21 protein-coding genes and 1 pseudogene are annotated in these 24,508 nt (G+C 58.6%); 18 read left to right on the top strand and 4 right to left on the bottom strand.

The window, feature by feature from the left end:
• Positions 1–146: 146 nt before the first annotated feature.
• Complete coding sequence (gene gltA / locus ACM530_RS00855) at positions 147–1,436, bottom strand: citrate synthase (RefSeq protein WP_078047629.1); 1,290 nt, start codon at positions 1,434–1,436, stop codon at positions 147–149.
• A 365-nt stretch (positions 1,437–1,801) separates the two neighbouring features.
• On the opposite strand from gltA, the gene sdhC reads away from it, so the two are divergent.
• From sdhC to ACM530_RS00800, 11 genes are all read left to right on the top strand, one after another.
• Positions 1,802–2,176, top strand: coding sequence for a succinate dehydrogenase, cytochrome b556 subunit (gene sdhC, locus ACM530_RS00850; RefSeq protein WP_106576743.1), 375 nt, complete (start codon positions 1,802–1,804; stop codon positions 2,174–2,176).
• Positions 2,170–2,538 carry a succinate dehydrogenase, hydrophobic membrane anchor protein gene (gene sdhD, locus ACM530_RS00845; protein WP_003172805.1) on the top strand — a complete coding sequence of 123 codons (369 nt, stop codon included), beginning with the start codon at positions 2,170–2,172 and terminating at the stop codon, positions 2,536–2,538. Before sdhC ends, sdhD begins: the two co-directional genes overlap by 7 nt.
• A gap of 3 nt (positions 2,539–2,541) precedes the next feature.
• Complete coding sequence (sdhA, locus tag ACM530_RS00840) at positions 2,542–4,314, top strand: succinate dehydrogenase flavoprotein subunit (protein WP_145164991.1); 1,773 nt, start codon at positions 2,542–2,544, stop codon at positions 4,312–4,314.
• Positions 4,315–4,325: 11 nt separating this feature from the next.
• Positions 4,326–5,030 (top strand): succinate dehydrogenase iron-sulfur subunit, encoded by a 705-nt coding sequence (locus ACM530_RS00835; RefSeq protein ID WP_003172807.1) that lies wholly within the window; start codon positions 4,326–4,328, stop codon positions 5,028–5,030.
• A 261-nt stretch (positions 5,031–5,291) separates the two neighbouring features.
• Entirely contained in the window at positions 5,292–8,123 is a 2,832-nt protein-coding gene (locus tag ACM530_RS00830; RefSeq protein WP_145164989.1) for a 2-oxoglutarate dehydrogenase E1 component, read from the top strand.
• 44 nt (positions 8,124–8,167) lie between these two features.
• Positions 8,168–9,400 (top strand): 2-oxoglutarate dehydrogenase complex dihydrolipoyllysine-residue succinyltransferase, encoded by a 1,233-nt coding sequence (odhB, locus tag ACM530_RS00825; RefSeq protein ID WP_262210685.1) that lies wholly within the window; start codon positions 8,168–8,170, stop codon positions 9,398–9,400.
• A gap of 99 nt (positions 9,401–9,499) precedes the next feature.
• Positions 9,500–10,936, top strand: a complete 1,437-nt coding sequence (lpdA, locus tag ACM530_RS00820; protein ID WP_106576739.1) for a dihydrolipoyl dehydrogenase — start codon at positions 9,500–9,502, stop codon at positions 10,934–10,936.
• Positions 10,937–11,138: 202 nt separating this feature from the next.
• Complete coding sequence (gene sucC / locus ACM530_RS00815) at positions 11,139–12,305, top strand: ADP-forming succinate--CoA ligase subunit beta (protein WP_003233235.1); 1,167 nt, start codon at positions 11,139–11,141, stop codon at positions 12,303–12,305.
• Positions 12,305–13,186, top strand: coding sequence for a succinate--CoA ligase subunit alpha (gene sucD / locus ACM530_RS00810; RefSeq protein WP_003172813.1), 882 nt, complete (start codon positions 12,305–12,307; stop codon positions 13,184–13,186). Before sucC ends, sucD begins: the two co-directional genes overlap by 1 nt.
• Positions 13,187–13,604: 418 nt before the next feature.
• Positions 13,605–14,918, top strand: a complete 1,314-nt coding sequence (brnQ, locus tag ACM530_RS00805) for a branched-chain amino acid transport system II carrier protein (protein WP_106576738.1) — start codon at positions 13,605–13,607, stop codon at positions 14,916–14,918.
• A gap of 215 nt (positions 14,919–15,133) precedes the next feature.
• On the top strand, positions 15,134–15,874 hold the full coding sequence (locus ACM530_RS00800) for a DUF599 domain-containing protein (RefSeq protein WP_145164982.1): 741 nt from the start codon (positions 15,134–15,136) through the stop codon (positions 15,872–15,874).
• Between the two features lie 102 nt (positions 15,875–15,976).
• Here ACM530_RS00800 and ACM530_RS00795 read toward each other — a convergent pair whose 3' ends face one another.
• Positions 15,977–16,234 (bottom strand): hypothetical protein, encoded by a 258-nt coding sequence (locus ACM530_RS00795; protein WP_106576736.1) that lies wholly within the window; start codon positions 16,232–16,234, stop codon positions 15,977–15,979.
• A 158-nt stretch (positions 16,235–16,392) separates the two neighbouring features.
• On the opposite strand from ACM530_RS00795, the gene ACM530_RS00790 reads away from it, so the two are divergent.
• From ACM530_RS00790 to ACM530_RS00775, 4 genes are all read left to right on the top strand, one after another.
• Positions 16,393–16,869 (top strand): PaaI family thioesterase, encoded by a 477-nt coding sequence (locus ACM530_RS00790; protein ID WP_416364069.1) that lies wholly within the window; start codon positions 16,393–16,395, stop codon positions 16,867–16,869.
• Entirely contained in the window at positions 16,866–17,318 is a 453-nt protein-coding gene (locus ACM530_RS00785; RefSeq protein WP_106576734.1) for a PaaI family thioesterase, read from the top strand. The genes ACM530_RS00790 and ACM530_RS00785 overlap by 4 nt, the downstream gene beginning before the upstream one ends.
• Positions 17,319–17,407: 89 nt before the next feature.
• Positions 17,408–19,312 (top strand): molecular chaperone HtpG, encoded by a 1,905-nt coding sequence (htpG, locus tag ACM530_RS00780; protein ID WP_369300470.1) that lies wholly within the window; start codon positions 17,408–17,410, stop codon positions 19,310–19,312.
• Positions 19,313–19,377: 65 nt separating this feature from the next.
• Positions 19,378–20,106 (top strand): dienelactone hydrolase family protein, encoded by a 729-nt coding sequence (locus ACM530_RS00775; RefSeq protein WP_145164974.1) that lies wholly within the window; start codon positions 19,378–19,380, stop codon positions 20,104–20,106.
• A gap of 98 nt (positions 20,107–20,204) precedes the next feature.
• Here ACM530_RS00775 and ACM530_RS00770 read toward each other — a convergent pair whose 3' ends face one another.
• Positions 20,205–21,071 carry a pirin family protein gene (locus ACM530_RS00770; RefSeq protein ID WP_416364068.1) on the bottom strand — a complete coding sequence of 289 codons (867 nt, stop codon included), beginning with the start codon at positions 21,069–21,071 and terminating at the stop codon, positions 20,205–20,207.
• Positions 21,072–21,135: 64 nt separating this feature from the next.
• Positions 21,136–21,552 carry an OsmC family protein gene (locus tag ACM530_RS00765; protein WP_145164970.1) on the bottom strand — a complete coding sequence of 139 codons (417 nt, stop codon included), beginning with the start codon at positions 21,550–21,552 and terminating at the stop codon, positions 21,136–21,138.
• Positions 21,553–21,692: 140 nt separating this feature from the next.
• Here ACM530_RS00765 and ACM530_RS00760 point away from each other — a divergent pair, with 140 nt between their 5' ends.
• The 3 genes and pseudogenes from ACM530_RS00760 (at position 21,693) to ACM530_RS00750 (ending at position 24,438) form a co-directional block, all read left to right on the top strand.
• On the top strand, positions 21,693–22,715 hold the full coding sequence (locus ACM530_RS00760) for an amidohydrolase family protein (protein WP_369300466.1): 1,023 nt from the start codon (positions 21,693–21,695) through the stop codon (positions 22,713–22,715).
• A pseudogene (locus tag ACM530_RS00755) lies at positions 22,699–23,583 on the top strand (MCP four helix bundle domain-containing protein); the annotation flags it as partial. The gene ACM530_RS00760 and the pseudogene ACM530_RS00755, both read left to right, overlap by 17 nt.
• On the top strand, positions 23,575–24,438 hold the full coding sequence (locus ACM530_RS00750) for a methyl-accepting chemotaxis protein (protein WP_410017234.1): 864 nt from the start codon (positions 23,575–23,577) through the stop codon (positions 24,436–24,438). The pseudogene ACM530_RS00755 and the gene ACM530_RS00750, both read left to right, overlap by 9 nt.
• Positions 24,439–24,508: the final 70 nt, after the last annotated feature.

Below are 24,508 nucleotides of genomic sequence, written 5' to 3'. Positions count from 1 at the left end.
CGACAAAACTGTTTCTTAAATCCTGCATCAATAAAAGTGGTTTTCAGCGGGTGAGGGGGGTGGAAGTGATCGGTGTTGGCGCGCGTTCGGCAGAAACAAATAAGGCCTCCAGAGGAGGCCTTATTCGGTGCAACTAAGCGGTTGGCTTACTTGCGGTCTTCCAGCTTGGTGATGTCACGCGACTCGTAGCCGGTGTACAGCTGGCGCGGGCGGCCAATCTTGTACGGGCTGGAGAGCATTTCTTTCCAGTGGGAGATCCAGCCCACGGTCCGCGCCAGGGCGAAGATCACGGTGAACATGCTGGTTGGAATGCCGATCGCCTTGAGGATGATCCCCGAGTAGAAGTCGACGTTCGGGTACAGCGAGCGCTCGATGAAGTATGGATCGGTCAGCGCGATCTCTTCCAGGCGCATGGCCAGTTCGAGTTGCGGATCGTTCTTGATGCCCAGTTCCTTCAACACTTCGTCGCAGGTCTGCTTCATCACGGTGGCGCGCGGGTCACGGTTCTTGTAGACGCGGTGACCGAAGCCCATCAGCTTGAACGGATCGTTCTTGTCCTTGGCCTTGGCGATGAACTTGTCGATGTTCGAGACATCGCCGATTTCATCGAGCATGGTCAATACGGCTTCGTTCGCACCGCCGTGGGCAGGGCCCCAGAGTGCGGCGATACCGGCGGCGATACAGGCGAACGGGTTGGCACCCGAGGAGCCTGCCAGGCGTACGGTCGAGGTGGAGGCGTTCTGCTCGTGGTCGGCGTGGAGGATGAAGATCCGGTCCATGGCCTTGGCGAGCGTCGGGCTGATCGGTTTGATCTCGCACGGGGTGTTGAACATCATGTGCAGGAAGTTTTCCGCGTACGTCAGGTCGTTGCGCGGGTACATCATGGGTTGACCCATGGAGTACTTGTAAACCATTGCGGCCAGGGTTGGCATCTTGGCAACCAGGCGGATTGCGGAGATTTCGCGATGCTGCGGGTTATTGATGTCCAGGGAGTCGTGATAGAAGGCCGACAGGGCGCCAACCACGCCGCACATCACGGCCATCGGGTGGGCGTCGCGACGGAAGCCGTTAAAGAAGGTCTTCAACTGCTCGTGAACCATGGTGTGGTTCTTCACGGTGCTGACGAACTGGGCTTTTTGCTCGGCTGTTGGCAATTCGCCATTTAGCAGCAGGTAGCAGGTTTCGAGGTAGTCCGATTGCTCGGCCAGCTGCTCGATCGGGTAGCCCCGGTGCAGCAGAATGCCATTGTCGCCGTCGATATAGGTGATCTTCGACTCGCAAGAGGCGGTCGACATGAAGCCTGGGTCGAAAGTGAAACGGCCCGTGGCCGTCAGGCCCCGTACGTCGATAACATCGGGACCAACGGTGCCGGTTAAAATGGGCAGCTCGACGGGGGCTGCGCCCTCGATGATCAACTGCGCTTTTTTGTCAGCCATGTGGCCTCCTATTTATGCTTCAAATCATCAGACAGACCCCCCACGCAGGGCCCGCACCACTATAGTGAGATAAATTCAGATGTCAATTTGCCTAAAGTCTTGCTCCAGAAGGCTTTAACCGTACTTTTTCGTCGAAATTGACTGCCATTTACGCCTTTTATCCCGCCAGCGCAATCAGCTATTAGGGTGAGGAGCGCGCGTTGTCATTAGTAACCTAACTGTCTATACTCGGCCACCGACCGCCAAGGGCTTTTGGGCTTGCTTTCATTGGGGGTCGCACTCCCTGGGTGGTGCTTACCTGACCAGTCGCACTCCCCAACAACTTTGCCCTGATTGTTAGGGGCTCTTCAGTGTGAAAAAAAGCCGTGAATAGCCAACGACCTGTAAACCTAGACCTAAGGACCATCAAACTCCCCATCACCGGCGTTACGTCGTTCCTGCACCGTGTTTCCGGCATCATCCTGTTCCTGGGCTTGGGCATCATGCTTTATGCATTGAGCAAATCCCTGGGTTCCGAGGAAGGTTTTGCCGAGGTGAAGGCATGCTTGACCAGCCCGCTGGCCAAGTTCGTAGCATGGGGCCTCCTGTCCGCTCTGCTTTATCATCTGGTAGCCGGCGTGCGCCACTTGATCATGGATATGGGCATCGGTGAGACGCTGGAAGGCGGCCGCCTGGGCTCGAAAATCATCATCGCCATTTCCGTGGTGCTGATCGTTCTGGCAGGAGTTTGGATATGGTAACCAGCGTTACGAACCTTTCGCGTTCGGGCCTCTATGACTGGATGGCACAGCGTGTGTCTGCGGTCGTTCTCGCGGCTTATTTCATTTTCCTGATCGGATACCTCGTCGCAAACCCGGGCATCGGCTATGAGCAATGGCACGGCCTGTTTTCCCACAATGCGATGCGAATCTTCAGTCTGCTGGCACTTGTAGCTCTGGGCGCTCACGCCTGGGTCGGCATGTGGACCATCGCGACTGACTACCTGACGCCAATGGCGCTGGGCAAGTCCGCGACTGCAGTCCGTTTCCTCTTCCAGGCAGTATGCGGCGTCGCGATGTTCGCTTACTTCGTCTGGGGTGTGCAGATTCTTTGGGGTATCTGATTCATGGCTAACATTCCAACTATTTCCTTCGACGCCATCATTATTGGTGGCGGCGGTGCTGGCATGCGCGCAGCGCTGCAGCTGGCCCAGGGCGGTCACAAGACTGCCGTGATCACCAAAGTGTTCCCAACGCGTTCCCACACCGTGTCGGCACAGGGTGGCATCACCTGCGCCATCGCGTCCGCCGACCCGAACGATGACTGGCGCTGGCACATGTACGACACCGTCAAGGGTTCCGACTACATCGGTGACCAGGACGCTATCGAATACATGTGTCAGGAAGGCCCGGCCGCCGTGTTCGAGCTGGACCACATGGGTCTGCCGTTCTCGCGTACAGAACAGGGTCGTATCTACCAGCGTCCATTCGGCGGCCAGTCGAAGGATTACGGTAAAGGCGGCCAGGCTGCCCGTACGTGCGCCGCTTCCGACCGTACCGGTCACGCGCTGCTGCACACCCTGTATCAGGGCAACCTGAAAGCCGGCACCACGTTCCTGAACGAATACTACGCGGTTGACCTGGTGAAAAACGCTGACGGCGCATTCGTCGGCGTGATCGCCATTTGCATCGAAACCGGTGAAACCTCCTACATCCGCGCCAAGGCTACCGTTCTGGCGACTGGCGGTGCAGGCCGTATCTACGCATCGACCACCAATGCCCTGATCAACACCGGTGACGGCGTCGGCATGGCACTGCGTGCAGGCGTACCGGTGCAAGACATCGAAATGTGGCAGTTCCACCCAACCGGTATTGCCGGCGCCGGCGTACTGGTAACCGAAGGTTGCCGTGGTGAAGGTGGCTACCTGATCAACAAGAACGGCGAGCGCTTCATGGAGCGTTACGCTCCGAACGCGAAAGACCTTGCCGGTCGTGACGTTGTAGCCCGTTCGATGGTCAAGGAAATCATTGCCGGTAACGGCTGTGGCCCTAATGGCGACCACGTACTGCTCAAGCTCGATCACCTGGGCGAAGAAGTACTGCACAGCCGCCTGCCGGGTATCTGTGAGCTGTCCAAGACCTTTGCTCACGTTGACCCGGTGGTTGCTCCGGTTCCGGTTGTTCCGACTTGCCACTACATGATGGGCGGCGTGCCGACCAACATTCATGGTCAGGCGATCACTCAGAACGCCGACGGCGTGGACGAGATCATTCACGGCCTGTTCGCGGTAGGCGAAGTGGCGTGCGTATCGGTTCACGGCGCCAACCGCCTGGGCGGCAACTCGCTGCTCGACCTGGTGGTATTCGGTCGCGCTGCCGGCCTGCACCTCGAGAAGGCACTGTCCGACGGCATCGAATACGATGACGCGACCGACGCCAACATCGAAACTGCCCTGGCGCGCCTGAACGCTCTGAACGAGCGTACCGATGGCGAAGACGTGGCAACCCTGCGTCGCGAGCTGCAAAACTGCATGCAGAACTACTTCGGTGTATTCCGTACCGGCGAATACATGCAGAAGGGTATTGCCCAGCTGGCCGATCTGCGCAAGCGCATCGCCAACGTCAAGATCAACGATAAGAGCCAGGCGTTCAACACCGCTCGTATCGAAGCCCTTGAGCTGCAAAACCTGTTGGAAGTGGCTGAAGCGACTGCGATCGCCGCCGAGGTTCGTAAAGAATCCCGTGGTGCTCACGCTCGTGAAGACTTTGAAGACCGCGACGACGAGAACTGGTTGTGCCACACCCTGTACTTCCCGGGTGACAAGCGCGTGACCAAGCGTGCCGTGAACTTCTCGCCGAAGACGGTTCCGACGTTTGAACCGAAGATTCGGACTTACTAAGGGTGGCTGCCATGTTGAAAGTCAGTGTTTATCGCTACAACCCTGATCAGGACGCTGCGCCGTTCATGCAGGAATTCCAGGTTGATACCGGTGGTAAAGACCTGATGGTGCTGGACGTGCTGGCCCTGATCAAAGAGCAGGACGAGGGTTTCTCCTATCGTCGCTCTTGCCGTGAAGGTGTGTGCGGTTCCGACGGCATGAACATCAACGGCAAAAACGGCCTGGCGTGCATCACGCCGCTGTCTGCCGTGGTTAAAGGCAACAAGCTGATCGTTCGTCCTCTGCCAGGTCTGCCGGTTATCCGTGACCTGGTCGTCGATATGAGCATCTTCTACAAGCAATACGAGAAAGTTAAGCCGTTCCTGCAGAACGACACGCCGGCTCCGGCCATCGAGCGTCTGCAGTCCCCGGAAGAGCGTGAAAAGCTCGACGGTCTGTACGAGTGCATCCTGTGCGCTTGCTGCTCGACTTCGTGCCCGTCCTTCTGGTGGAACCCGGACAAGTTCCTGGGTCCAGCTGCACTGCTGCAAGCGTATCGCTTCCTGGCAGACAGCCGTGACACCAAGACGTCCGAGCGTCTGGCCTCACTGGATGACCCGTTCAGCGTATTCCGCTGCCGCGGGATTATGAACTGCGTCAACGTATGTCCCAAAGGCCTGAACCCGACTAAGGCCATTGGTCACATCCGTAACATGCTGCTGCAAAGCGGCGTGTAACCGACGTTGTAATAAAGCAGGACCGTTGTGCCCGTAAATGCTACGGCGCAGGCTTCAACCGGCGCCGTAGTTTTAACTTGAGCAGCGACTTACAAAGCCGCGGCTCTTATTTTGAAGAAATGAGACAAGCAGGGGCATTCGGGTTGGTACCCGAACTATCAGCGTGATCCTAAGTGGCTTGTTTTGGTCGCTGCACTTGGCCTTTTGCAAGCAAACTCGGTGTTTTCGCCGGTGGTGTCCCCAAATCGAGGGTGACCAAGCATGCAAGAAAGCGTGATGCAGCGCATGTGGAACAGCGGCTATCTTTCAGGTGGTAACGCTGCCTATGTGGAAGAGCTTTATGAGCTCTACCTGCACGACCCTAACGCTGTGCCAGAAGAATGGCGCACCAAATTTCAGACGTTGTCTTCAGACGGCAACGCTGCCACCGATGTATCGCACGCAACAATTCGCGATCAGTTTGTGCTGCTGGCAAAGAACCAGCGCCGCGCTCAGCCGGTTTCCGCCGGGAGCGTGAGCAGCGAGCACGAGAAGAAGCAAGTTGAAGTACTGCGACTGATCCAGGCTTACCGGATGCGTGGCCACCAGGCGGCCCAGCTTGACCCGCTGGGGCTCTGGAAGCGTCCTGCACCTGCTGACCTGTCGATCAATCATTACGGCTTGACCAATGCCGATCTTGATACGACCTTCCGTGCCGGCGACCTGTTCATCGGCAAAGAGGAAGCGAGCCTACGCGAAATTCACGAAGCGTTGCAGCAGACATATTGCCGCACCATCGGCGCTGAATTTACGCACATCACCGATTCCGAGCAGCGCCACTGGTTCCAGCATCGTCTGGAAGGTGTGCGTGGCCGTCCGGTTTTGTCTGCCGACGTACGCAGCCACTTGCTGGAGCGCGTGACCGCAGCCGAAGGTCTCGAGAAATACCTGGGTACCAAATACCCGGGCACCAAACGTTTCGGCCTGGAAGGCGGCGAGAGCCTGATTCCAATGCTCGACGAGCTGATCCAGCGTTCCGGTTCCTACGGCACCAAGGAAATCGTGATCGGCATGGCTCACCGTGGTCGCCTGAACGTGTTGGTCAACACCTTCGGCAAGAACCCGCGCGAGCTGTTCGACGAGTTCGAAGGCAAGAAGAAGGTCGAGCTAGGTTCCGGTGACGTTAAATACCACCAGGGCTTCTCGTCCAACGTGATGACCACCGGCGGTGAAGTTCACCTGGCCATGGCCTTCAACCCATCCCACCTGGAAATCGTTTCTCCAGTGGTCGAGGGTTCGGTACGTGCTCGCCAGGATCGTCGCAACGATTCCACCGGTGAAAAGGTTCTGCCGATTTCCATCCACGGTGATGCGGCTTTCGCCGGTCAAGGCGTGGTTCTGGAAACGTTCCAGATGTCGCAGACGCGCGGCTTCAAGACCGGCGGTACGGTTCATATCGTCATCAACAACCAGGTGGGTTTCACCATCAGCAACCCGCTGGACGCGCGCTCTACCGAGTACGCCACCGACGTTGCCAAGATGATCCAGGCGCCGATCCTCCATGTGAATGGTGATGATCCGGAAGCCGTGCTGTTCGTGACCCAACTGGCCATCGACTACCGCATGCAGTTCAAGCGTGACGTGGTGATCGACCTGGTCTGCTACCGTCGTCGCGGTCACAACGAAGCGGATGAGCCTAGCGGCACCCAGCCGTTGATGTACCAGCAAATCACCAAGCAGCGCACCACCCGTGAGCTGTACGCCGACAGCCTGATCAAGGCCGGCGTGGTTGACGATGCGCGTGTTCAGGCGAAGATCGATGAATACCGCAACGCGCTGGACAACGGTCTGCACGTAGTAAAAAGCCTGGTTAAAGAGCCGAACAAAGAGCTGTTCGTGGACTGGCGTCCGTACCTGGGCCACGCCTGGACTGCGCGTCACGACACCTCGTTCGATCTGAAAACCCTGCAGGAACTGTCCGCCAAGCTGCTGGAAATTCCAGATGGCTTCGTGGTGCAGCGCCAGGTTGCGAAGATCTACGAAGACCGTCAGAAGATGCAAGCCGGCGGCCTGCCGATCAACTGGGGTTACGCTGAAACCATGGCGTACGCGACCCTGGCGTTCGAAGGTCACCCGATCCGCATGACCGGCCAGGACATTGGCCGCGGTACGTTCTCGCACCGCCATGCGGTATTGCACAACCAGAAAGACGCGGGCACCTACATCCCGTTGCAGAACCTGTACGAAGGCCAGCCACGTTTCGACCTGTACGATTCGTTCCTGTCCGAAGAAGCCGTACTGGCGTTCGAATACGGTTACTCGACCACCACGCCAAACGCGCTGGTGATCTGGGAAGCCCAGTTCGGCGACTTCGCCAACGGTGCCCAGGTGGTTATCGACCAGTTCATCACCAGCGGCGAGCACAAGTGGGGCCGTCTGTGCGGTCTGACCATGCTGCTGCCACACGGTTATGAAGGTCAGGGGCCGGAGCACTCTTCGGCCCGTCTGGAGCGTTACCTGCAGCTGTGCGCCGAGCACAACATCCAGGTGTGCGTGCCGACTACTCCGGCCCAGATCTACCACTTGCTGCGTCGCCAGGTGATCCGCCCGCTGCGCAAGCCGCTGGTAGTGCTGACCCCGAAATCGCTGTTGCGTCACAAATTGGCCATCTCGACCCTGGAAGATCTGGCCGACGGTTCGTTCCAGACCGTGATTCCAGAAATCGACACCCTGGACGCCGCCAAGGTCACTCGCCTGATCCTGTGCAGCGGCAAGGTTTACTACGACTTGCTGGAAAAACGCCGTGCCGAAGGCCGCGAAGACATCGCCATCGTGCGGATCGAGCAGCTTTACCCGTTCCCGGAAGACGACCTGATGGAGGCCATCGCGCCTTACACCAACCTCACCAACGTGGTGTGGTGTCAGGAAGAACCGATGAACCAGGGCGCGTGGTACAGCAGTCAGCATCACTTGCGTCGCAGCATCGGTAACCACAAAACAGGCCTTGGCCTTGAGTATGCCGGTCGTGATGCTTCTGCTGCACCTGCGTGTGGTTATGCGTCGATGCACGCCGAGCAGCAGGAAAAACTGCTGCAAGATGCTTTCACTGTTTAACGCCTTCGCGCTGACTGAAACCGAATTTTAAGGACCCACAGATAATGGCTATCGAAATCAAAGCCCCGTCATTCCCGGAATCGGTTGCCGATGGCACCGTTGCCACCTGGCACAAGAAACCAGGCGACGCCGTAAAGCGTGACGACCTGATCGTCGACATCGAGACCGACAAAGTCGTTCTGGAAGTGTTGGCTGAGGCTGACGGCGTACTGGGCGCAATCGTTGCCGAAGAAGGCGCTACCGTTCTGTCGAACCAGATCCTGGGCTCGATCGAAGAGGGCAGCGCTGCTGCTCCTGCTCCAGCCGCTGCCCCGGCCGCCGCTGCTGCACCGGCTGCTTCGGCTCCAGCTGCACCGGCTGCTGCTGGCGAAGATCCAATCGCTGCACCGGCTGCGCGTCAGCTGGCCGAAGAAAACGGCATCAACCTGGCGTCCATCAAAGGCACCGGCAAAGACGGCCGTGTCACCAAGGAAGACGTGGTAGCTGCAGTTGAAGCCAAGAAAAACGCTCCAGCTGCCGCACCTGCCAAGGCCGCTGCTCCGGCTGCCGCTGCGCCTGTGTTCGCCGCTGGCGACCGCACCGAGAAGCGCGTACCGATGACTCGCGTACGTGCCACCGTGGCCAAGCGCCTGGTCGAAGCACAGTCGAACATGGCGATGCTGACTACCTTCAACGAAGTCGACATGACCGAAGTCATGGCCCTGCGTTCGAAGTACAAGGACCTGTTCGAGAAGTCCCACAATGGCGTGCGTCTGGGCTTCATGTCGTTCTTCGTGAAAGCGGCCACCGAAGCGCTGAAACGCTTCCCGGCAGTCAACGCTTCCATCGACGGCAGCGACATCGTTTACCACGGTTATGCAGACATCGGCGTTGCCGTGTCCAGCGACCGTGGCCTGGTGGTACCGGTTCTGCGTAACGCCGAACTGATGAGCCTGGCTGAAATCGAAGGCGGCATCGCCGGCTTCGGCAAGAAAGCCCGTGACGGCAAGCTGACCATCGACGAGATGACCGGTGGTACCTTCACCATCACCAACGGTGGTACCTTCGGTTCGATGATGTCGACCCCGATCGTCAACCCGCCACAAGCTGCGATCCTGGGCATGCACAACATCATCCAGCGTCCGATGGCCATCAACGGCCAAGTCGTGATCCGCCCAATGATGTACCTGGCACTGTCTTACGATCACCGCCTGATCGATGGTAAAGAAGCCGTGACTTTCCTGGTGACCATCAAGAACCTGCTGGAAGACCCGGCTCGTCTGCTGCTGGACATCTAAAGACGCAGCGGCAAGTTGCGAGCTACAAGCTGTAGGAAAAAGCAGCTTGGCTTGCGGCTTGTCGCTTGAAGCTTGTCGCTGAATAGAGGAACTATTTTCATGTCGCAGAAATTTGACGTTGTAGTGATTGGTGCAGGTCCTGGCGGCTACGTTGCCGCTATCAAGGCCGCACAACTGGGCCTCTCGACTGCTTGCATCGAAAAATACACCGACAAGGAAGGCAAACTGGCGCTGGGCGGTACTTGCCTGAACGTAGGTTGCATTCCTTCCAAGGCGCTGCTGGACAGCTCCTGGAAATTCCACGAAGCCCAAAGCGGTTTCGCGATCCACGGCATTAACCATGCTGGCGTGACCATGGACGTGCCAGCAATGGTCGGCCGTAAAGCCAACATCGTTAAAGGCCTGACTTCCGGCGTTGCCACCCTGTTCAAGGCCAACGGCGTTACTTCCCTGCAAGGTCACGGCAAACTGCTGGCCGGCAAGAAAGTTGAAATCACCAAGCCGGATGGTTCGGTAGAAGTCATCGAAGCCGAGAACGTGATCCTGGCTCCAGGCTCGCGTCCAATCGACATTCCACCGGCTCCCGTTGACCAGAACGTGATCGTTGATTCGACCGGCGCCCTGGAATTCCAAACCGTGCCTAAGCGTCTGGGCGTGATCGGCGCTGGCGTCATCGGTCTGGAGCTGGGTTCGGTATGGTCCCGCCTGGGTTCGGAAGTGACCGTTCTGGAAGCTCTGGACACGTTCCTGCTGGCTGCCGACACCGCGGTGTCCAAAGAAGCGCTGAAAACCCTGACCAAACAAGGTCTGGACATCAAGCTGGGCGCCCGTGTTACCGGTTCCAAGGTCAACGGCGAAGAAGTCGTGGTGACCTACACCGATAAAGAAGGCGAGCAGACCATCACCTTCGACAAGCTGATCGTAGCCGTGGGTCGCCGTCCAGTGACCACCGACCTGCTGGCTTCCGACAGCGGCGTGAACATCGACGAGCGTGGTTTCATCCACGTTGACGATCACTGCGCTACCACCGTGCCTGGCGTGTACGCCATCGGCGACGTGGTGCGCGGCATGATGCTGGCGCACAAGGCGTCCGAAGAAGGCATCATGGTTGTCGAGCGCATCAAGGGTCACAAAACCCAGATGAACTACGACCTGATCCCGTCCGTTATCTACACCCACCCGGAAATTGCATGGGTCGGCAAGAACGAACAGCAGTTGAAAGCTGAAGGCGTTGAAGTTAACGTCGGCACCTTCCCGTTTGCCGCTTCTGGCCGTGCCATGGCAGCCAACGACACCGGTGGTTTTGTCAAAGTCATCGCTGATGCCAAGACTGACCGCGTATTGGGCGTCCACGTGATTGGCCCAAGCGCTGCAGAACTGGTTCAGCAAGGCGCGATCGGTATGGAATTCGGCACCAGCGCCGAGGACCTGGGCATGATGGTCTTCTCCCATCCGACCCTGTCCGAAGCGTTGCATGAAGCCGCGTTGGCTGTGAATGGCGGCGCCATCCACATCGCCAACAAGAAGAAACGCTAAGCGAGATAATAAGAAACCACGGCGGTTGCCCGTCGTGAGCCTTGCGCGCAAGACTCACCGCGGAATATCCGCTGGACGCAGTCTTGCGCAGCTTTACGGGCGTTAAGCCCTGCAAGTTGTGCAAGCAGCAGTCACAGGTGGCGCGGCACTCATAATGAGCGCAGCGCCGAATGCGCAGTACCTAACGAAGACGGTAAAAAGCATGAATCTTCACGAGTATCAGGGTAAGCAGCTGTTCGCTGAATACGGCCTGCCAGTATCCAAGGGTTACGCAGTAGACACCCCGGAAGCAGCAGCAGAAGCTTGCGACAAAATCGGTGGTACCGAGTGGGTTGTCAAAGCCCAGGTCCACGCTGGTGGTCGCGGTAAAGCGGGCGGCGTTAAGCTGGTTCGCAGCAAAGAAGACGCCAAGGCCTTCGCACAGCAGTGGCTGGGCAAGCGTCTGGTGACTTACCAGACTGATGCCAATGGCCAACCAGTCACCAAGATCCTGGTTGAATCGTGCACTGATATCGCTAAAGAGCTGTACCTGGGCGCTGTCGTTGACCGTTCGAGCCGTCGCATCGTGTTCATGGCTTCCACCGAAGGTGGCGTGGACATCGAGAAGATCGCTCACGAAACCCCAGAAAAAATTCTGAAAGCCACTATCGATCCACTGGTTGGCGCTCAGCCATTCCAGGGTCGTGAGCTGGCTTTCCAGCTGGGCCTGGAAGGCAAGCAAGTTGCCCAGTTCGCCAAGATCTTCGTAGGTCTGGCCAAACTGTTCCAGGATCACGATCTGGCCCTGCTGGAAGTGAACCCGCTGGTGATCAAGGCTGACGGCGATCTGCACTGCCTCGACGCCAAGATCAACATCGACGCCAACGCCATGTACCGTCAGCCTAAGCTGAAGACTTTCCACGATCCGTCGCAAGACGATCCGCGCGAAGCGCACGCTGCCAAGTTCGAACTGAACTACGTAGCGCTGGAAGGTAACATCGGTTGCATGGTCAACGGTGCTGGCCTGGCCATGGGTACCATGGACATCGTCAACCTGCATGGCGGCAAACCAGCCAACTTCCTCGACGTGGGCGGCGGTGCTACCAAAGAGCGCGTAACCGAAGCGTTCAAGATCATCCTGTCCGACTCCAACGTCGCTGCAGTATTGGTCAACATCTTCGGCGGCATCGTTCGTTGCGACATGATTGCCGAAGGCATCATCGGTGCAGTGAAAGAAGTTGGCGTTAAAATCCCGGTTGTTGTACGCCTTGAAGGTAACAACGCTGAACTGGGCGCTAAAGTACTGGCAGAAAGCGGTTTGAACATCATCGCGGCTACCAGCCTGACCGACGCTGCTCAACAAGTTGTCAAAGCTGCGGAGGGCAAATAATGAGCGTCCTGATCAATAAAGACACCAAAGTTATCTGCCAGGGTATTACCGGTTCGCAAGGTAGTTTCCACACCCAGCAAGCCATCGAATACGGCACCAAGATGGTTGGCGGCGTAACTCCGGGCAAAGGCGGCACCGAGCACCTGGGTCTGCCAGTGTTCAACACCGTGAAAGACGCTGTAGCTGCCACTGGCGCCACCGCCAGCGTGATCTACGTTCCAGCACCTTTCTGCAAGGATTCGATCCTGGAAGCAGCATTCGGCGGCATCAAGCTGATCGTGTGCATCACCGAAGGCATTCCTACCCTGGACATGCTGGACGCTAAAGTTAAGTGCGACGAGCTGGGCGTAGTTCTGATCGGCCCTAACTGCCCAGGCGTGATCACCCCAGGCGAATGCAAGATCGGCATCATGCCAGGTCACATTCACTTGCCAGGCAAAGTCGGTATCGTTTCGCGTTCCGGCACCCTGACCTACGAAGCTGTGAAGCAAACCACTGACGCCGGTTTCGGTCAGTCGACTTGCGTCGGCATCGGCGGTGACCCGATCCCAGGCTCGAACTTCATCGACATCCTGAAACTGTTCCAGGAAGACCCGAAGACCGAAGCGATCGTGATGATCGGTGAGATCGGCGGTTCGGCTGAAGAAGAAGCGGCTGCCTACATCAAGGCACACGTGACCAAGCCGGTTGTTTCCTACATCGCTGGTGTGACTGCCCCTGCGGGCAAGCGCATGGGCCATGCTGGCGCAATCATCTCTGGCGGCAAAGGCACTGCAGACGAGAAATTCGCTGCACTGCAGGACGCAGGCGTTAAAACCGTGCGTTCGCTGGCAGACATCGGCAAAGCCCTGGCTGAGCTGACGGGTTGGGCTGTCAAGTAAGCCTCGCGCTTAGCTGACGCTTCACCCACACAAAGGCCACCTTCGGGTGGCCTTTGTGCGTTCTGGAGATTGTTGAAGATCAAAATGTGGGAGCGGGCTTGCTCGCGAATGCGCAGGATCAGTCGGTAAATTTGGTACTGACAGACCGCATTCGCGAGCAAGCCCGCTCCCACATTGTTCTGTATTAACAACGTTAAGTATGAAAACGCGACATTTGGATGTCGCTTATCGGACAGTTCGCCCCGCAACAGTGCGTTTGTCAGCCCAATTCTGTACTCTAGCCGCCTCTTTATGCGTCCGCATCCCAAAAGGAAGTCGCGCGCCAGACCGGTCGGTCCCCATAAGGACCGGCAGCAGTTCCCTCATCCACAGGGAATCCCTCTCTAAATTCCGATTCAGTAGTGTGGTATTTCCTGAAATGAAAGTGTTGAAAAGCCAGGATATCCTGGCGTTAGGCTTTATGACTTTTGCCCTGTTCGTGGGCGCTGGCAACATCATCTTTCCGCCTATCGTTGGTTTGCAGTCCGGGCCTCACGTCTGGATGGCAGCGCTGGGCTTCCTGATCACCGCGGTCGGTCTGCCGGTGGTCACCGTCATCGCCCTGGCCAAGGTCGGTGGCGGTATGGACGCGTTGAGCAGCCCGATCGGCAAGATCGCCGGCGGCCTGCTCGCGGCGGCGGCGTACCTGGCAGTAGGGCCGCTGTTCGCCACCCCGCGTACCGCGACCGTTTCGTTTGAAGTGGGCTTGGCGCCGCTGACCGGCGAAAGCCCGCTGGCGCTGTTCCTCTACAGCTCGGTGTATTTCCTGGTGGTGTTCTTCGTGTCCCTGTACCCGGGGCGCCTGCTGGACACTGTCGGTCGCTTCCTGGCGCCATTGAAAATCATCGCCCTGGCCATTCTGGGCATCGCTGCATTTGCCTTGCCGGCCGGTGATGTGGGCGTGGCGACACCGGAATACGTGGCCGCACCGTTCTCCCAAGGCTTCATCAATGGTTACCTGACCATGGATACCCTGGGCGCGCTGGTGTTCGGGATCGTCATCGTCAATGCCATCCGTTCCCGTGGCGTCGAATCGCCACAGCTGATCACTCGCTACGCAATCATTGCCGGGTTAATTGCCGGCGTGGGCCTGGCGCTGGTGTACGTCAGCCTGTTCCGCCTGGGTTCGGGCAGCCACGCCGTGGCCGCCGGCGCGAGCAACGGTGCGGCCGTGCTGCACGCTTACGTGCAACACACGTTCGGCTCCCTGGGCAGCGGCTTCCTCGCCGTGTTGATCTCCCTGGCATGCCTGGTCACCGCTGTGGGCCTGACCTGCGCGTGCGCCGAGTACTTCAGCAAAATCCTGCCACTGTCCTACAAGACGCTGGTCGTGATCCTGGCGCTGTTCTCGCTGTTTGTGTCCAACCTGGGCCTGACCAAGCTGATCGCCTTCTCGATTCCGGTGCTTACCGCGATCTACCCGCCGTGCATCGTGCTGGTGGCCCTGAGCTTCTGCAAAGACTTCTGGCTGGAGCAGGGCCGTATCGTTGGCCCGGTGATGCTGGTGTCGTTCATCTTTGGTTGCATCGATGCGCTCAAGGGCGCGGGCCTGGCCGATTGGTTGCCTGCCCAGCTGGCGCACCTGCCGCTGAGCGAGCAAGGCCTGGCATGGCTGGTGCCGTCGGTGATGACGCTGGTCGTTGCATTTGTGGTTGATCGCATGCTCGGCAAGCGTAGCGAAGCCATCGCGTAACGAGCGGTTTCACGCGGCATCGAAATGCCCCGTATCAATCGATACGGGGCATTTTTTATGCCTGTGAGACTACTACCCTCTAAAGTTGAAACGCGGTCGATGTGGGAGCTGGTTGCCTGCGGTTGCTGTATCGCCCGATCCAGCGCTATCGCAGGCAAGCCAGCTCCCACATTTTGAACCGCGTTCGTCTCCATCCATTGTGCATAAGGCCCCGCATGTCGTTCATCGAAACCAATCAGGTCCACCTGCTTGCCGCCCTCTGGTTCGTCCTGTGCTGGGGGGGTTACACCCGATACGCCACTTGGAAAGCCCGCGACACCGCCTGCCTGGCCAGCGTGCTGCATTTGTATCGCGAAGACTGGATGCGCCGCATGTTGCTGCGCGACAACCGCATCGCCGACGCCAGCGTGATCGGCAACCTGGAGCGCAACGCTTCGTTCTTCGCCTCCAGCACGTTGATCATCCTCGCCGGCATTCTTACCGTGCTCGGTGCGTCCGAGCGGGCGGTGTCGTTGCTGGCGGACATCCCCATGGTGCAGCAGGCGTCCCAGGGCATGTCGGAAATCAAGCTGCTGTGCCTGGCGCTGGTGTTCGTCTACGCGTTTTTCACCTTCAGTTGGTGCATGCGCCAATACAACTTTGCCGCGGTGCTGGTGGGGTCGGCGCCGATGATCGGTGAGCGGCATGTGTCGGAGCAGGAGCGCAAAGCGTTTGCGCTGCGAGCAGCCAGGGTGATCTCGATGGCCGCCAACCAATTCAACTTTGGCCTGCGCGCTTATTATTTCGGCATGACCATGCTCGCCTGGTTTGTCAGCCCCTGGTTGTTCATGTTGATGAGCGGCGGGGTCGTGGTGGTGTTGTACCGTCGGGAGTTTCATTCCGACGTACTGCAGGTGATGGTCTATACCCCGACTGATACGCCGGCGTCCGAAGTGGCTAAAGACGCAGTGTCTTAACTAGGGCGTCCGGTTAGTCCAACTTTTAACCCACGGCTAAACAGCAGACAAAGAAAAGCCCGCTATGTAAGCGGGCTTTCTTTCGCAGCAATTGCCAGGCTATTAAGGCTTGGCAGGTGCTACTGGAGTAGCGGTACCGTCTTCTTTCGCTTTTTCAGCGTTTGCATCAGCCTGAGCTTTGGCAGCATCGGCGTTTTCTTTTGCAGCGTCGTTCACTTTATCCTGTGCTTTCGCCATGTCCTTCTGAGCTTGCTCAGAATGCGACTGTGCATCTTGGGCTTTGTCTTCGGATTTTTTATCGCAGGCAGCGAGGCCGAGGGCAGCGGCGAGCATCATGGAAATAGCTAAAGTCTTGCGCATGGGGTGTTTCTCCTTATTGAAGATATCTACTGGCCTTTCGAGCCTGGGGGGTCAGCATTAGTTCCTTTTATTCCCCAGATATATAAACACCGGTGATCAAGGAACTTTCAACCGCACGACATACTCCGCGGATCAACACTAATAAGAGTCTAGACCACATGACCGAAAATCCCCTGTTAGCCCGTGCCACGCGCTTTGTTTCGGCGCTGCGCCATTGCCAGGTGCTGGGCATCACCGTCCATGCTGCCAGCGACGAAGGCATGACGCTGTGCCTGCCTTACGGCCCGCATATCGTCGGTGATCCCCAGACCGGCGTGATTCACGGCGGCGCATTGAGCTCCTTGATGGACACGGCCTGCGGCATGGCAACCCTGTGTGTATTGCCCGAGTTCGAGGTGTGCCCAACCCTGGACCTGCGCGTTGACTACATGCACCCCGCCGAACCGCACAAACCTGTTTATGGCTTTGCGCACTGTTACCGGGTGACCACCGACGTGATCTTCACCCGTGGTTTTGCTTATCAGGAGGACCCGCAACAGCCGATTGCCCATGTGGTGGGCACATTCATGCGCATGGGCAAGCGCCTCAAGGGCACCCAAGGGCTGGGCAGCGCCATAAAGGGAGAGCGGGCATGACACACCGATTCAAAACCCGCCTCGAACAGGCCCATGAGCGCGGTAACTATGAGGCGCTGCTCGACCTGATTCCCTACGCCAAGCTGATCGGCATTGAGTGCACGCGGCTGGGAGATGAATTGCTGTTTCGTATGCCGGCCAACAAGGACAACATTGGTAACCCGATATTGCCGGCGCTGCACGGTGGCGTGATTGCCGGGTTCATGGAGTTGTCGGCGGCGTTGCACCTGCTGGTGTTTACCGGCTCGCCCGGCATTCCGAAAATCATCGACTTTTCCCTCGATTACCTGCGTGCCGGCCAGTTTCGCGACACTTACGCCAAATGCCAGGTATGGCGCCAGGGCCGCCGAGTTGCCAATGTGGCGATCACCGCCTGGCAAAGTACCCCGGCCGAACCGATTGCCACCGCCCGCGCACATTTCAAGATTGAGGAATCGGCGCGCCCTTGAAATCCTGGTCTTAGCCCCCAACTTTGATGACAACCCGCCGCCAACCCTCAAGGGCGCGGCCACTGCCATCCAATTGGAGTTTGATGACCATGAGTGTGGAAACTCAAAAGGAAACCCTGGGCTTCCAGACCGAGGTGAAGCAACTGCTGCACCTCATGATCCATTCGCTGTATTCCAACAAGGAAATCTTCCTTCGCGAATTGATCTCGAACGCCTCAGACGCTGTCGACAAATTACGTTTCGAAGCCCTGTCCAAGCCTGAGTTGCTGGAAGGTGGCGCCGAACTGAAAATCCGTGTGAGCTTCGACAAAGACGCCAAGACCGTCACCCTCGAAGACAACGGCATCGGCATGAGCCGCGAAGACGCGATCACCCATTTGGGCACCATCGCCAAATCCGGTACCGCCGATTTCATGAAAAACCTGTCGGGCGACCAGAAAAAAGATTCGCACCTGATCGGTCAGTTCGGTGTGGGCTTCTACTCGGCCTTCATCGTCGCCGACAAGGTTGAAGTGTTCAGCCGTCGCGCCGGCCTCGACGCCAGCGAAGGTGTGCACTGGTCCTCCAAAGGTGAGGGCGAGTTCGAAATCGCCACCATCGACAAGGCTGACCGTGGCACCCGCATCGTGCTGCACCTCAAATCCGGTGAAGATGAATTCGCCGACGGTTACCGTCTGCGCAACATCATCAAGAAGTACTCCGACCATATTGCTTTGCCAATCGAACTGCCTAAAGAACAGGCGGCTGTCGAGGGCGAAGAGAAACCTGCCCAGGAATGGGAAGTGGTCAACCGTGCCAGCGCCCTGTGGACCCGTCCTCGCACCGAGGTGAAGGACGAGGAATACCAGGAGTTCTACAAGCACATCGCTCACGACTACGAAAACCCGCTGAGCTGGAGCCACAACAAAGTCGAAGGCAAGCTGGAATACAGCTCGCTGCTTTACGTACCGGCCCGTGCTCCGTTCGACCTGTACCAGCGTGAAGCGCCAAAAGGCCTGAAGCTGTACGTGCAGCGCGTGTTCGTGATGGACCAGGCGGAATCCTTCCTGCCGTTGTACCTGCGCTTCATCAAAGGTGTGGTCGACTCCAACGACCTGTCGTTGAACGTGTCACGCGAAATCCTGCAGAAAGACCCGATCATCGACTCCATGAAGTCGGCGCTGACCAAGCGCGTGCTCGACATGCTGGAGAAACTGGCGAAGAACGAGCCTGAGCAATACAAGAGCTTCTGGAAAAACTTCGGCCAGGTCATGAAAGAAGGCCCGGCGGAAGATTTTGCCAACAAGGAAAAAATCGCCGGCCTGCTGCGTTTTGCGTCCACCCTGGGTGATGACGGTGAGCAGGTTGTGTCGCTGGCCGAGTACCTGGCGCGCGCCAAGGAAGGTCAGGACAAGATCTACTACCTGACCGGTGAAACCTACGCGCAGGTCAAAAACAGCCCGCACCTGGAAGTCTTCCGCAAGAAAGGCATCGAAGTGCTGCTGCTGACCGACCGTATCGATGAGTGGCTGATGAGCTACCTCAGCGAGTTCGACGGCAAAACCTTCGTCGACGTGGCCCGTGGTGACCTGGACCTGGGTAACCTGGACTCCGAAGAAGAGAAAAAAGAAGCCGAAGAAGTCGCCAAGGCCAAAGAAGGCCTGGTTGAACGAATCAAGTCCGCCTTGGGCGATGCCGTCAGCGAAGTGCGGGTTTCCCACCGTCTGACCGACTCTCCGGCGATTCTGGCCATCGGCGAGCAGGACCTGGGCATGCAGATGCGTCAGATCCTCGAAGCCAGCGGTCAGAAGGTTCCGGATTCCAAGCCGATCTTCGAATTCAACCCGGCTCACCCGCTGATCGAGAAACTCGATGGCGAGCAAAGCGAAGAGCGTTTTGGCGACCTGTCGCACATCCTCTTCGACCAGGCGGCGCTCGCCGCTGGCGACAGCCTGAAAGACCCGGCCGCCTACGTGCGCCGACTGAACAAGCTGTTGGTTGAACTGTCGGTTTAACACCGTTGTAGAAAAACCCGCTTCGGCGGGTTTTTTCGTTCTACGCATCTCAACTGGAGTAAATGATGAGCCAAGTCACTGTGCGTTCCGTGGTCTATCAGATTGATGGCCAGTCTTATGAAAGCCGCCTGGCGTTCGATGCCAGCCATAAGGGCCCGCTGCCGGGTCTGCTGATGGCGCCGAACTGGATGGGTGTGAGTGCCGGTGCTGAAGAGATCGCCAAGAGCGTGGCTGCCAAGGGCTACGTGGTGCTGATCGCCGACCTTTACGGCCAAACCGTGCGCCCCTCCAATGGCGATGAAGCCGGCGCGGCCATGATGCCGTTGAAGAATGATCGCCCGCTGCTGAACAAGCGCATGCAGGCGGCCTTCGAGCAACTGCAAGGCCAGAGCGAGGCGGCGGTGGATACCTCCAGGCTTGCGACCTTTGGTTTCTGCTTCGGCGGTTGCTGCTCCCTGGAGCTGGCGCGTACCGGCGCCCCGTTGAAGGCCGCCGTGTCGTTCCACGGCACCCTCGACACGCCGAACCCGGCGGATGCGAAGAACATCAAAGGCGCGGTGTTGGTGCTGCACGGTGCGTCCGATCCCTTGGTGCCGAAAGAGCAACTGCCAGCGTTTGAAGATGAAATGAACGCGGCCGGTGTGGATTGGCAACTGCTGAGCTACGGCGGCGCCGTGCATTCCTTCACCGACCCGCACGCCAATGTGCCGGGCAAGATGATGTATGACGCGAAGACCGCTGCGCGGGCGTTCCAGTCGATGCATAACTTGCTGGATGAAGTGTTCAAGGGCTGAATCTTCGGCGCCTGTTAGGGCCTCATCGGGGGCAAGCCCCCTCCCACATTTTGAATGTATTCACAGTTCAAGTGTGGGAGGGGGCTTGCCCCCGATGGCTATCTCCCAGGCAACTCAATTCTTTCAGTTTCCCCCGGCACCGTCGGCCAATCCCCGGCCGCCCATCGTTGCCGCGCTTGTTCGATCATTGCTGGGTCGCTCGCGACAAAATTCCAGTTGATCCGCCGTGGCCCGTCCAGCGGCGCGCCGCCAAACACCACCAGGTGGCAATCACTTTCAGCGAACAGCGTCATTTCCTGCCCGGCAGGCAGCACAACCAGGCTACGCACCGCCAAGGCCTCGCCGTCCAACTGCGCTTCACCCTCCAGCACATACACCGCCCGTTCCTCGTATTCATCCGAAATCAGCAGCGTCGTGGCCGTCTGCATCTGCACTTCGGCATACACGGTGGGCGAGAGCACCGGCACTGGCGATTTGAGGCAGAAGCCGGCGCCTGCGATCAGGCGAACCTGCACGCCCAGGTTGTCACTGATCGGTAAGCTCGCCGCCGCGTGATGGCTGTAATGCCCGGGTCCGGTTTCGTGGTCCTTGGGGGAGGCCAGCCACACTTGCAGCCCGTGCAGGCTGAATCCGTCGGCCTTGAGTGCCTCGGGCGTGCGTTCGACGTGGGCAATCGCGCTGCCGGCGGTCATCCAGCTGACGTCGCCGGCCTGCACCACCTGGTCCGAGCCGAGGCTGTCCTTGTGCTGCAGCGCGCCCTCAAACAAATAGGTCAGCGTGGACAACCCGATATGCGGGTGCTGGCGGATGTTCATGCCGGTACCCGGCGCATAGCGCGTGAGCAGCATGTGATCGAAAAACACGAAAGGCCCGACGCTACGGCATTCGCGCGACGGCAGCGGGCGCAGGATTGGCTGGCCCTCGACCTCTTCGGCGCGCGGGCGGATCACGGTGAGGATGGGCATGGTGCGTCCCTGTCTGAGCGGGTTGGATGACCAAGAGCATAACCCGCTCGACGGGAGGTTGGCGCTATTGGCTGAAAGCGCCTTCGGACAATGTGGTCTCGATGGTGACGTCGGCGGTGGTCATCAGTTTGTGTACCGGGCAGCGATCGGCGACGTGGTGCAGCTCATCGCGCTGTGCGTCGGTGAGCACGCCTTTGAGTGTCAGCTTGACGTTGAGCTTGTATTTGCCTTTTTGCTCCTCGGTGCTGTCGTGGGTGACTTCCACAGTCACGCCGGTCAGCGGGATGTCTTTCTTCTGGGCGTACAGCTTGACGGTCAAGGCCTTGCACGAGGCCAGGGCAGCATCGAAATAGTCGTGGGGGGAGGGCGCCGAGTCGTCGCCGCCCAGGCTCTTGGGCAGGTCGGTGAACAGTTCGTGGTTATTGATATTCACACTGTGGCGAAAGTTGTCGTGGTTCAGGGTGTTGACGGTAACAGGCATGGTGAACCTCACAAGGTTGGCAGGATGAAGGTCATGCAGTTATAGAACATGCTGGCACTTAGGTGTTCCGCGTTTTTGGCCGATGAACCGTGGCGCTGTGCACACGGTCTACCCGTATTAGCCGATACCGAGGTTCTACCGTGCTCCTGACCCGCCTGAGTCTCGCCCTGCTGTTCGCCGCCGCCAGCGTTGCGGTGCAGGCGCGCGACTATGCCTACAGCGACGCGCACCTGCACTACGTGGATTTTTTCCAGGAAACGGCGGGCATGGATGCATTGCTCAAGGCGATGGCCGACGCCCACATCGAACACGTGATGATTTCCGGTATTCCCGTCGCTAAAAAATGGCACGAAGACGAACCCAAGCGCCCGCGTTACTACGCCGGTGACGATGCCGATGCCTATTGGTACAGCGCCACTGACGTGATCGTTGCGGCTGCGGTGAACAAACTCACACCTGAGCAGCGTCGGCACTTTCACCCGTTTTTATCCGGCTTCAACCCTAACGACAAAAATTCCGCGGCCCATATCCAGCGCATGCTGGATCTCAACCCCGGGCTTTGGCAGGGCATCGGTGAGGTGTTCACGCGCCACGATGACCTCACGGCCTTGACCGCCGGCGACACCCCGCGCGCCAACAACGAAGCCATGAGGCGCATCTATCACCTCGCCGCCGAAAACGATCTGCCGGTGATGCTGCACGCCAACATTACCTCCAAGCGCGAGCGCAACCCGCTGTACCTGCCGGAGGTGGAAGAATCGCTGCGCAACCACCCGCACACCCGCTTTATCTGGGCCCATGCCGGCACCAGTAAAGAGATTCACCGTCATCAGGTGCAGATGGACTTTCTTCTGCCGACCTTGAACCGCCTGCTTGAGGCGTATCCCAATCTCTACATTGACCTGTCCTGGAGCATGCTCACGCCGTACTTGCTCGATGAAGCGGGCAAGCCTCGGCCCGAGTGGGTAGAGCTGGTAGAGCGCTTCCCGGAGCGTTTTATGCTGGGTTCGGATGTTGTAGGGCGCTTCAGCAAGCTCGGTAAGGAAATGCATCGCTTTGCACCCTTTCTCGACGCTCTGCCCGAGGAGGTAGCCCGCAAGGTGGCGCGAGACAACTTCCTGGCAGTTCTGCCGAAATCAGCTCGCGATGAGCAAGCACATTGATATCGCCTTTTCGTCTTACGCAATATTGAACACGGGCCGATACCTTTCAGGAGACCCGCTGCAGGTGGATGCAGCGCATTTGGAAGGAATCCAGGCAATGAGTATCCGTAGTCTGAATATCGCCCCCCGCGCCGGTTTGGGCTTTGGCGTGCTGGCATTGATGGTGTTCGCCTTGGGCGGCTTTGCCCTGTTGCAGATGGCCAATATGCGCCAGCAGTCGGATCAGGTCGAAAACAACTGGTTGCCCAGCGTGATGGCGGTGGGGGAGATGAGCCAGGACCTGTTGCGGGTTCGTGCGCTGACCCTGCGCTTGCTGGTCAATCGAGACCCACAGGCGCTGGCGCAGAACGAGCAGAAACTCACCGAGCTCAAAAGTGGCCTGCACCATGCGCAAACCCTCTATGAAGCGCTGATTGTGCTGCCCGAAGAGCGCACGCTGTTTGATCGCTTCAAGGCCGGGGAGCAGCAATACCTGCAGCGCCAGGAACAGGTCATGACGTTCTCCAAGGCCAATCGGTTGGAAGACGCAATCAAGGTGGTCAACGGCGAGATGAATCAACTTGCCGATGAGATGGCCGGAACGCTGCACGACCTAGTGGCCTTGAACAAGGCCAGTGCCAATCAGGCTGCGAGCCTGGCGCAACGGGTGTTCGCTCAATCTCGCACTTGGGTGGTCGGCATGATCGTGGTCACCGCGTTGATCACCATCGGGCTTGCGGTGTGGCTGACTCGCAGTATCGTGCTGCCGCTGGCACAGTCGTTGAAAATCGCCCAGGGCGTGGCCAGTGGCGACTTGACGGGTGAGATCAGCGTGACGGGCAGCGACGAGCCGGCGCGTTTGCAGCAGGCGCTCAAAGGCATGCAGGAGAACCTGCGCGACACCATTCGGCGTATTGCCGAATCGTCCAACCAATTGGCCTCGGCGTCCGAAGAGCTCAGTTGCGTCACCGAAGACGCTACCCGCGGCTTGCACCAGCAGAATCAGGAAATCGAGCAGGCGGCGACAGCGGTTAATCAGATGACGGCGGCGGTGGAAGAGGTGGCGAGCAACGCCGTGGCGACGTCACAAGCCTCCCGTGAGTCCGACCGCATTGCCCAGCAGGGGCGTGAACAGGTACACCAGACAGTCGAATCGATCGAGGCCCTGGCCACGGATGTGACCGCCAATGCGACCCAGGTCGAGGAGCTGGCGCAAAAGGTGTATGGCATCAGCAAAGTGCTGGATGTGATTCGCTCAATTGCCGAGCAGACAAATTTGCTGGCCTTGAATGCGGCGATTGAAGCGGCCCGCGCCGGGGACGCCGGGCGTGGGTTTGCGGTGGTCGCCGATGAAGTGCGGGCCTTGGCCCACCGCACGCAACAGTCGACCCAGGAAATCGAGCAGATGATCAGCGCAATTCAACAGGGCACCGATCAGGCCGTGAGTTCGATGCAGCAGAGCAATACGCGGGCACGGTCCACGTTGGGCATCGCCAAGTCGGCGGGCACGGCGCTGGAAGAGATTGCGTCGGCGTTTACGCTGATCAACGAGCGTAACCTGGTGATTGCCAGCGCGTCGGAGCAGCAGGCCGCGGTGGCGCGCGAGGTGGATCGCAACTTGATGAATATTCGCGATTTGGCGCATCAGACGTCGACCGGGGCGAATCAGACCAGTGCGGCGAGCCAGGAGTTGTCGCGGTTGGCGGTGGATCTGAACACGATGGTGGCGCGGTTTTCGGTGTAGGGCCGTAAACCGAGTTGACGCTATCGCAGGCAAGCCAGCTCCCACACTTTGATGTGTGACCACAGTCAAA

The sequence above is a fragment of the Pseudomonas sp. NFX183 genome, from assembly GCF_047943075.1.
In the GTDB taxonomy this organism is placed as follows: Bacteria; Pseudomonadota; Gammaproteobacteria; order Pseudomonadales; family Pseudomonadaceae; genus Aquipseudomonas.
Note: the sequence above shows the minus strand (reverse complement) of the source record. Positions and strands in the feature narration are given on the sequence as shown.